This is a genomic window from Pseudomonas sp. P5_B2, from assembly GCF_056400445.1.
This window is the reverse complement of record NZ_JBFULH010000180.1, coordinates 1-7939: the sequence shown is the minus strand read 5'-3', so window position 1 is coordinate 7939 and position 7939 is coordinate 1. Positions and strand designations below refer to the sequence as shown.

Annotated in this window: 8 protein-coding genes; 2 read left to right on the top strand and 6 right to left on the bottom strand. The window is 58.2% G+C overall.

The window, feature by feature from the left end; genetic code table 11:
* From AC1DRJ_RS15075 to pcaR, 5 genes are all read right to left on the bottom strand, one after another.
* A partial coding sequence (locus AC1DRJ_RS15075) for a thiolase family protein (protein WP_477802864.1) occupies positions 1–571 on the bottom strand: 571 nt, incomplete at its 3' end.
* On the bottom strand, positions 568–1347 hold the full coding sequence (locus AC1DRJ_RS15070) for a CoA-transferase subunit beta (RefSeq protein ID WP_007947286.1): 780 nt from the start codon (positions 1345–1347) through the stop codon (positions 568–570). The genes AC1DRJ_RS15075 and AC1DRJ_RS15070, both read right to left, overlap by 4 nt.
* Entirely contained in the window at positions 1347–2204 is an 858-nt protein-coding gene (locus AC1DRJ_RS15065; protein ID WP_123433790.1) for a CoA transferase subunit A, read from the bottom strand. Before AC1DRJ_RS15065 ends, AC1DRJ_RS15070 begins: the two co-directional genes overlap by 1 nt.
* Before the next feature lie 269 nt (positions 2205–2473).
* Positions 2474–3820 (bottom strand): 4-hydroxybenzoate transporter PcaK, encoded by a 1347-nt coding sequence (gene pcaK, locus AC1DRJ_RS15060; RefSeq protein WP_477802863.1) that lies wholly within the window; start codon positions 3818–3820, stop codon positions 2474–2476.
* A 153-nt stretch (positions 3821–3973) separates the two neighbouring features.
* Positions 3974–4816 carry a pca regulon transcriptional regulator PcaR gene (pcaR, locus tag AC1DRJ_RS15055; protein WP_477802862.1) on the bottom strand — a complete coding sequence of 281 codons (843 nt, stop codon included), beginning with the start codon at positions 4814–4816 and terminating at the stop codon, positions 3974–3976.
* 677 nt (positions 4817–5493) lie between these two features.
* Here pcaR and AC1DRJ_RS15050 point away from each other — a divergent pair.
* Positions 5494–5694 carry a hypothetical protein gene (locus AC1DRJ_RS15050; RefSeq protein WP_477802861.1) on the top strand — a complete coding sequence of 67 codons (201 nt, stop codon included), beginning with the start codon at positions 5494–5496 and terminating at the stop codon, positions 5692–5694.
* Between the two features lie 376 nt (positions 5695–6070).
* Complete coding sequence (locus AC1DRJ_RS15045; protein WP_477802860.1) at positions 6071–7546, top strand: inorganic phosphate transporter; 1476 nt, start codon at positions 6071–6073, stop codon at positions 7544–7546.
* A 175-nt stretch (positions 7547–7721) separates the two neighbouring features.
* On the opposite strand, the gene ccoM is transcribed toward AC1DRJ_RS15045, so the two are convergent.
* On the bottom strand, positions 7722–7835 hold the full coding sequence (gene ccoM / locus AC1DRJ_RS15040) for a cytochrome c oxidase subunit CcoM (protein ID WP_477791008.1): 114 nt from the start codon (positions 7833–7835) through the stop codon (positions 7722–7724).
* Positions 7836–7939 lie beyond the last annotated feature (104 nt).

The following is a 7939-nucleotide window of genomic DNA, read 5'->3' as shown; positions in this document are numbered from 1 at the left end:
GCTGGCTGCGCAGCGCGAAAGCGTCCTGGTCTTCACGGGACACTTCGTAATCGTCGGCCACGTTGTCAGCGGTCTGCGGCATCGCATCCACGCCGTATTGCGCTTTCATCAACGGGTTGATGAAGCGCCAGCCGATGGTGGTGTCTTCCAGCTTCATGTTGCGCGAGAACGCTGAATCAGCCTTGCCCATCACGAACGGCGCGCGGGACATCGACTCGACACCGCCGGCAATCGTCAGCTCCATTTCGCCGCTGGCGATGGCGCGGAATGCGGTGCCGATGGCATCCATACCCGAGGCGCAGAGGCGATTGAGCGTGACGCCCGGAATGGTTTCCGGCAGCCCGGCCAACAGCAACGCCATGCGTGCGACGTTGCGGTTGTCTTCGCCAGCCTGGTTGGCGCAGCCGAAGAACACCTCGTCGACAGCCGTCCAGTCCACCGACGGGTTGCGTTCCATCAGCGCCTTGAGCGGCACAGCGGCCAGATCGTCAGCGCGAACCGCCGACAGACCGCCGCCGAAACGGCCGATRGGCGTGCGAATGGCGTCGCAGATATAAACGTCACGCATCAGGCTTCTCCGGGTGCTTGGCCGTGGGCGGCAGCGGTGCGGGCTTCCAGATCCCTGAGAGCCGTGAGTTCGACTTCAGTCGGCTCAGCCGTGTTTTCAACCGTGTCAGCGAAGCGAATCGCCCAACCGGTGGCGGCGACCACTTGCTCGCGGGTCACACCTGGGTGCAATGCGGTAACCACAAATTCATGGGTGCCGGCTTCCGGTTCCATGATGCACAGGTCGGTAATGATGCCCACCGGACCAGCGCCCGGCAGACCGAGACGCTTGCGCGAATCACCGCCCTCGCCATGGCCGACCGAGGTAATGAAGTCGAGTTTATCGACAAACGAACGCGCCGACTGCTTGAGGATAATCAGTACGCTTTTGGCCGAACCGGCAATCTCCGGTGCGCCACCGGCACCTGGCAGACGAACCTTCGGTGCATGGTAATCGCCGACCACGGTGGTGTTGATGTTGCCGAAACGGTCGACTTGCGCGGCGCCGAGGAAGCCGACGTCAATGCGCCCGCCCTGCAACCAATAGCGAAAAATCTCACCGGTCGGGACCACGGTGTCGGCGGTTTCCGCCAGCTCACCGTCACCAATCGACAGCGGCAATACGCTTGGCTTGGCGCCGATCGGACCCGATTCGTAGATCAGGACGACGTCTGGCGAGGAAGTAAGACGCGCCAGGTTGGCCGCTTTCGATGGCAGGCCGATGCCGACGAAGCACACCGACCCGTTCTTCAAACGGCGAGCGGCGGCAACGGTCATCATTTCATTGGTGGTGTAAGTCATTACTTGGCCTCCGAAGCAGCGGCCAGCTTGGCCTGGAACTCGCTGAAGTCAGCGCAGCCGTGGATGTATTCATTGATCCACGCGGTGAAGGTTTCCCGGTCGCGGGCAATCGGGTCCCAGGCTTGGTAGAAACGGTTATCACGCTCGTTGTAACCGTGGGCGTAGGACGGATGCGCGCCGCCAGGGACGAGGCAAACCGCGCTCAAGGCCCAGGTTGGAAGGACACAGGAGTTCATCGGTGCATTGAGATCGTCGACGATTTCTTCGACGGTGACGATGCAACGCTTGGCGGCCAGTGCGGCTTCTTTCTGCACACCAAGAATGCCCCACAACAGCACGTTGCCTTTGCGGTCGGCTTTCTGCGCGTGAATCACGGTGATGTCCGGACGCACCGAAGGCACGGCGGCCAACACTTCACCGGTAAACGGGCAGGTGACGGTTTTGATCAGTGGGTTGACCTTCGGCAGGTCGGAACCGGCGTAGGCCCGCAGCACTGCGAACGGTAGGCCGGAGGCGCCAGCGACGTAGGCGTTGGCCAAGTCGGCGTGGCTGTGTTCTTCGATCTCCAGTGGATGCGGCCACTGCTTTTCGACGGCGTCACGCAGACGGTGCAGCGAACCCACACCCGGGTTACCGCCCCAGGAGAAAATCAACTTGCGAGCACAACCGGCGCCGATCAACTGGTCGTAGATCAGGTCCGGGGTCATGCGTACCAGCGTCAGGTCTTTCTTGCCCTGACGAATGATTTCATGACCCGCCGCCGTAGGAATCAGATGGGTAAAGCCTTCGAGTGCGACGGTATCGCCGTCGTTTACGAATTGCTTCACCGCGTCGTGCAGCGAAAGGATTTCAGCCATGGGGCAGGCTCCCGTTTTGTTATGAACCGACAGTGGAAGAAAAAGGCGCGATGCGCGCGCCGGAGTTCCTAAAGATTAAGCCTCTGAAAAACACCAAACAATCCGATAATCGACTATGTGTTCGTTTATCGAACATATTGTTGTCACGCTACCGACCCCAAAAAGCATCACGGGCAAGCCCGCTCCCACATGGATCGCGCAACGACCTGTGGGAGCGGGCTTGCCCGCGATGAGGCCCGCAAGCTCAGCGAAGAATCAGAAGCCTGTACTCAAGTCGCATCCGCATGACTGACCATGCCCTTGATAACCACTGCCGTAGCCGCCAATGCCGCAGGAATCACCAGTGCCGTCAGCACTTGCTCGAAATTCCAGCCCAACCCCAGCAACGTCGCGCCCATCCACGCACCGAGAATCGCGCCGAAACGGCCAAYCCCGAGCATCCATGACACGCCAGTCGCCCGCCCTTGGGTCGGATAGAACCGCGCCGCCAGCGATGGCATCGCCGATTGCGCACCGTTGACGCACATGCCCGCCACCAGCACCAACGTCGCCAACAGCGTGATGTTGCCCAGGCTCTGCCCTACTGCGTAGGCAAACACCCCAGCCAGCAGGTAGAAAATGCCGATGACCTTGTGCGGATTGAACCGGTCCATCGCCCAACCAACGCCCACCGCACTCAGCACACCGCCAAACTGAAACAGTGCGCCAATGAACGCTGCCTGTTCCATGCTCGCGCCGCTGTCACGCATCAACGTCGGCAGCCAACTGGTCAGCAGGTACACAATCACCAGGCCCATGAAATAGGTCAGCCACAGCAATAACGTGCCGGTGCTGTAAGTGCCCGAGAAGATCACCGCGAGCACGTTGCGGGCTTTTACGGTTTTCTGTTCCGGCACGCTGAAGCTCGACGCTTGAGCGACAACGATCGGGTCGATGGGCGCCAGCGTCTTGCGCACTTTGTCGGTGCCGCGATTACGAACAACCAGATAGCGTGCCGACTCCGGCAGCCAGAACAGCAGGACCACGGCGAGGATCAACGGCAGAATCCCGCCGATGAGCAACAGGCTGTGCCAGCCGAAAGCAGGGATCAGCTTGGCCGATATAAACCCGCCGCCAGCCATGCCAAGGTTGAAGCCGCAGAACATGCTGGTCACCAACAGGGACTTTTTGCGCTCCGGGGTATATTCCGACAGCAAAGTCGTAGCGTTCGGCATGCCGGCACCAAGGCCCAGACCGGTGAGAAAACGCAGTACAAGCAATTGATCAACGTTGGTGCTGTAGGCCGACGCCAGACTGAAGGCACCGAACACCAACACCGCGCCGACCAGCACGACTTTTCGTCCGAAACGGTCCGCTAGCGGGCCGGAACCCAGTGCGCCGAAGACCATGCCGATCAACGCCGCACTCATGACCGGGCCGAGACTGGCGCGGTCGATGCCCCAATCCTGCGACAAAGCAGGCGCAATAAAGCCCATGGCCGCGGTATCGAGGCCATCAAGGAAGACAATCAGGAAACACAAGATCACCACTCGCCACTGATAGCGCGAAATGGGTTGAGCATTGATGAAGGACTGCACGTCGAGGCAGTTACCTACAGCATATTGGGGTTGGTTCATTATTTTTATTCCACACAACAACACATTCGGACAGGTGCCAGCTCGGGCTGGCGCTGCCGCGACAGTAATGATCCAGGGGAAAAACCGTCAATTCGATAAACGCAAGTCTGTGCGTTTATCGAACATCTTAAACAGAGGGCTTAGATTGGGGGCTTAGGCGAAGAGCTGCGAGCTGAGGTCGCGGCTGGCGCTGAGCAGTCCCGGCAGGAATCGCTGTTCCAGCTCATTGCGACTGACACGRCCGGCGTGGGTGCTGACGTTCAAGGCGGCCACCACCTGGCCAGRCGCGTCGTATACCGGCACGGCAATCGAACGCAGGCCCTGTTCCAGTTCCTGATCAACGATGCACCAACCTTGTTGCCGCACTTCTTGCAGGCATTCGAGTAACGCCTCGGGCGTGTGCAGGGTGCGGCTGGTCTTGGCTTGCAGCTCTGCGTGATCGAGGTATTCGCGCAGCGACGTGTCATCCAGCGCGGCGAGAAGAATCCGGCCCATTGAAGTGCAATAGGCCGGCAACCGGCCGCCCACCGAAAGGTCGACCGAGATCAGCCGTTGGGTGGTTGCCGAACGCGCGATGTACAAAATATCATCGCCTTCCAGCGTGGCCATGTTGCATGCCTCATGAAGTTGCTCACTCATGCGGTCCAGATACGGCTGGGCCGACACAGCCAGAGGCGTCGAAGACACGTAGGCATGGCCCAGGGTCAACACTTTGGGCAGTAGCGAATAGGTCCGCCCGTCGGTGGTCGCGTAGCCGAGTTTGATCAAGGTATGCAGGCAACGTCGCACGGCCGCGCGGGGAATTTCCGTGCGATGACTGATCTGGGCAATGGTCAGATGCCGCTTGCGCTCTTGAAACGCTTGCACCACCGCCAGGCCTCGAGCCAGGGAAGTCATGAAATCGGGGTCGCCGGTCAGGGCCTGAATTCGCTTGGCAGGTGAGGCGACAATCGGCGGCGCGACTGAAGTGAAAGAGTTGCGCATTTGATCGTTCATGACAGGTCCTTTCCGAGGCGGATCAGCGGTTATTACACGCGGCCCCTGCTTTGGCACGCAAGGCAGGGACCGCCGAGATCGGGCGATTATCGAACCACCGGGCGATAATCGCAACCCGTGCCATTCATAGCCCAAGCTACTCGCCGTTGGTTTTCGCACCGAACTCCAAATGCTTTAACCGTGTTCGATCACGGACTTGAAAAGTCATGTCTTCGTCCTAACTTATCGACTTCATGGCGCCAGAAAGTCATCACTGCAAAGTGACATCATCGGCACCTTATTAACGTTGAAAGTTGCGAGTAACAAAACCATCACACACAAAGAACTACTTTTAACTCTCAAATGATAGTGTTCTTCGAATCGACCGCTATAATGCACCTCAGTGGCATCCCGGTTTTTATGTACTGGTTGCGCCACTGGGCAGCCCGGTACTCTATCGTCGCTGTCCGCAGCAAGCGCTTGGCGCTCATTCCAATGCACCGCCAATGCCCTCGCTGAAACAGGTAACTGATGCTACGTCAGCTGTTTTCTCTGGTGCCGTGGCCGCCTGCAACATGGAAGTATTGTTCGCATGCCGTAAAACGATGCTTTTGGCATTGTCCCTTCCGCGAGTGTGGTCAATAGATTCGATGCAGCGCGTTTCACCAGAATTAATCTCAACTCATACAGGTAGCACTGTGACGAAAGACGAACTGCGCGCGGAACTTGAGCGCCAGGAACAACGATACAAGGACGTTTACGGCGGGGAAGTCACCACCTACGCCGCCCAACCCGAACCGGAACGCAAACCCTGGCGTAAACGCGCCACCGTTCAGGATCAGGCATTCACTCAGGAATTGCAGAAGATGGAAAAGGAACTTAAAGCAGAAGGGCCTTGACCGCCTGGACCCAAATCCATTCAAGGGTCTGCATCTGCTCCCGCTAAAAGCGGGTTGCATCGATGAAGCTTTTCGTGCCCGCTACAAGCGGGCAGCGGCCACCTCCACACTGGATGAGGCAAATGGCTTGTTTCTGACCCTCTTCTCAGAAATTTCCCACGGGCGTTTGAACCTCTCGACTTCACGAGAGAAAGCCTTGCGGTTTCGGCATTTCCCTATGAACTCAATGACTTGCAAAACCCGGTAAAACGCTGGGAGATAGGCCATCGCCACAAACTAATTCGTTGAAGAATGTAACCGATGAGCAGCAAGTGCATTGATTAGCAGTCTTTTCTGGCATAATCGCGCCCCCTTACGACCGGGTCAGAAAACCTTCATGATCGATTTATTCAGCGGACTAGATGCTTGGGTGCTTGTGAGCCTCTTGCTCGCCCTGGCCTTTGTCCTCGCCTTCGAGTTCATCAACGGCTTTCATGACACCGCAAACGCGGTGGCCACTGTTATCTACACCAAAGCCATGCCGCCTCATCTGGCAGTGTTCTTTTCCGGTGTGTTCAACTTCCTCGGCGTGCTGCTGGGCGGTGTTGGCGTGGCGTACGCCATCGTCCACCTGCTGCCGGTAGAACTGCTGATCAATGTGAACACCGGTCATGGACTGGCCATGGTGTTCTCGCTGCTTGCTGCTGCCATCACCTGGAACCTTGGTACCTGGTACTTCGGTATCCCGGCGTCCAGCTCCCACACCCTGATCGGTTCGATCCTCGGTGTCGGCCTGGCCAACGCATTGATCAACGACATTCCGTTGGCCGATGGCGTGAACTGGCAGAAGGCGATCGATATCGGTGCCTCCCTGGTGTTCTCGCCAATGGCCGGCTTCGCTGTCGCGGCACTGGTGTTGATCGCCCTTAAATGGTGGCGTCCACTGTCCAAGATGCACAAGACACCGGACCAGCGCCGCCAGCTCGATGACAAGAAGCACCCACCGTTCTGGAACCGTCTGGTCCTGGTGATCTCGGCCATGGCCGTGAGCTTCGTGCACGGTTCCAACGATGGCCAGAAAGGTATCGGCCTGATCATGCTGGTGCTGATCGGTATCGTGCCGGCGCAGTTCGTACTGGACCTGAACAGCACGACCTACCAGATCGAACGGACTCGCGATGCGACCCTGCACCTCAGTCAGTTCTACAAGCGCAACGCCGACACCCTGGGTGAATACCTGGCGCTGGGCAAAAGCATAGAAGGCGATCTGCCGGAGAAATTCCGTTGCAACCCGCAACAGACCGAACCGACCATCACCGCCCTGCTTGGCACCCTTAAAGGCGTATCGGACTACCACTCGTTGTCGTCGGAAAGCCGCATCGAAGTGCGTCGTTATCTGCTCTGCCTGGATGACACGGCAAAGAAAGTCGCCAAGTTGCCTACCCTCAATGCCCGCGAAAAGGCTGACCTGGACAAACTGCGTAAAGACCTGACCACTACCACCGAATACGCTCCGTTCTGGGTGATTCTGGCGGTAGCACTGGCGTTGGGCCTGGGCACCATGGTGGGCTGGAAGCGCGTGGTACTGACCATCGGCGAGAAGATCGGCAAGCAAGGCATGACTTACGCCCAAGGCATGTCGGCGCAGATCACCACCGCGTGCATGATCGGCCTGGCCAACATCTTCAGCCTGCCGGTATCGACGACTCACGTGCTGTCCTCGGGCGTGGCCGGCACCATGGTCGCGAACAAAAGCGGCCTGCAAGGCGGCACGGTGAAAACCATCCTGCTGGCCTGGGTCCTGACCCTCCCAGCGACGGTGGGCCTGTCGGCCGGCTTGTTCTGGCTGGCATCCAAGGCATTGGGCAGCTGATACATYGCTACAACGAAAAAGGCGCGCCTCGTAAGAGCCGCGCCTTTTTATTGCCCGTCGAAAACTCGCAAAACGCCACATAAGTCGGCGTATTCCGGTAGATTTTTGCAGGCAAAAAAAAGGGCAACCTTAAGTTGCCCAAAATGCCTTGCGTGCTCATTACATCCGGAAAGAACTACGATTTGCGCTTGTGCGAATCTTTCCAGATAAAAAGTCCTAATCCTGCGAAAAACATAACCATGAGGCTGACAGTCAGCACTCCGGCGAACACCACGTTGTCGAAAAACATGACTGGCCTCCAGGACTTGCTCTGTTGCGATAGGGCTAAGTTAACCAAACAGGCGCAGAAGAAAATTGACCTGGATCAATGTCGCCCGAGACCGTACGTAAAGG

What these genes read in the sequence shown, in the direction of transcription:
- AC1DRJ_RS15070 (WP_007947286.1), bottom strand. Translation starts at nt 1,347, where the DNA reads ATGACTTACACCACCAATGAAATGATGACCGTTGCCGCCGCTCGCCGT.
- AC1DRJ_RS15065 (WP_123433790.1), bottom strand. Translation starts at nt 2,204, where the DNA reads ATGGCTGAAATCCTTTCGCTGCACGACGCGGTGAAGCAATTCGTAAAC.
- AC1DRJ_RS15045 (WP_477802860.1), top strand. Translation starts at nt 6,071, where the DNA reads ATGATCGATTTATTCAGCGGACTAGATGCTTGGGTGCTTGTGAGCCTC.
- ccoM (WP_477791008.1), bottom strand. Translation starts at nt 7,835, where the DNA reads ATGTTTTTCGACAACGTGGTGTTCGCCGGAGTGCTGACTGTCAGCCTC.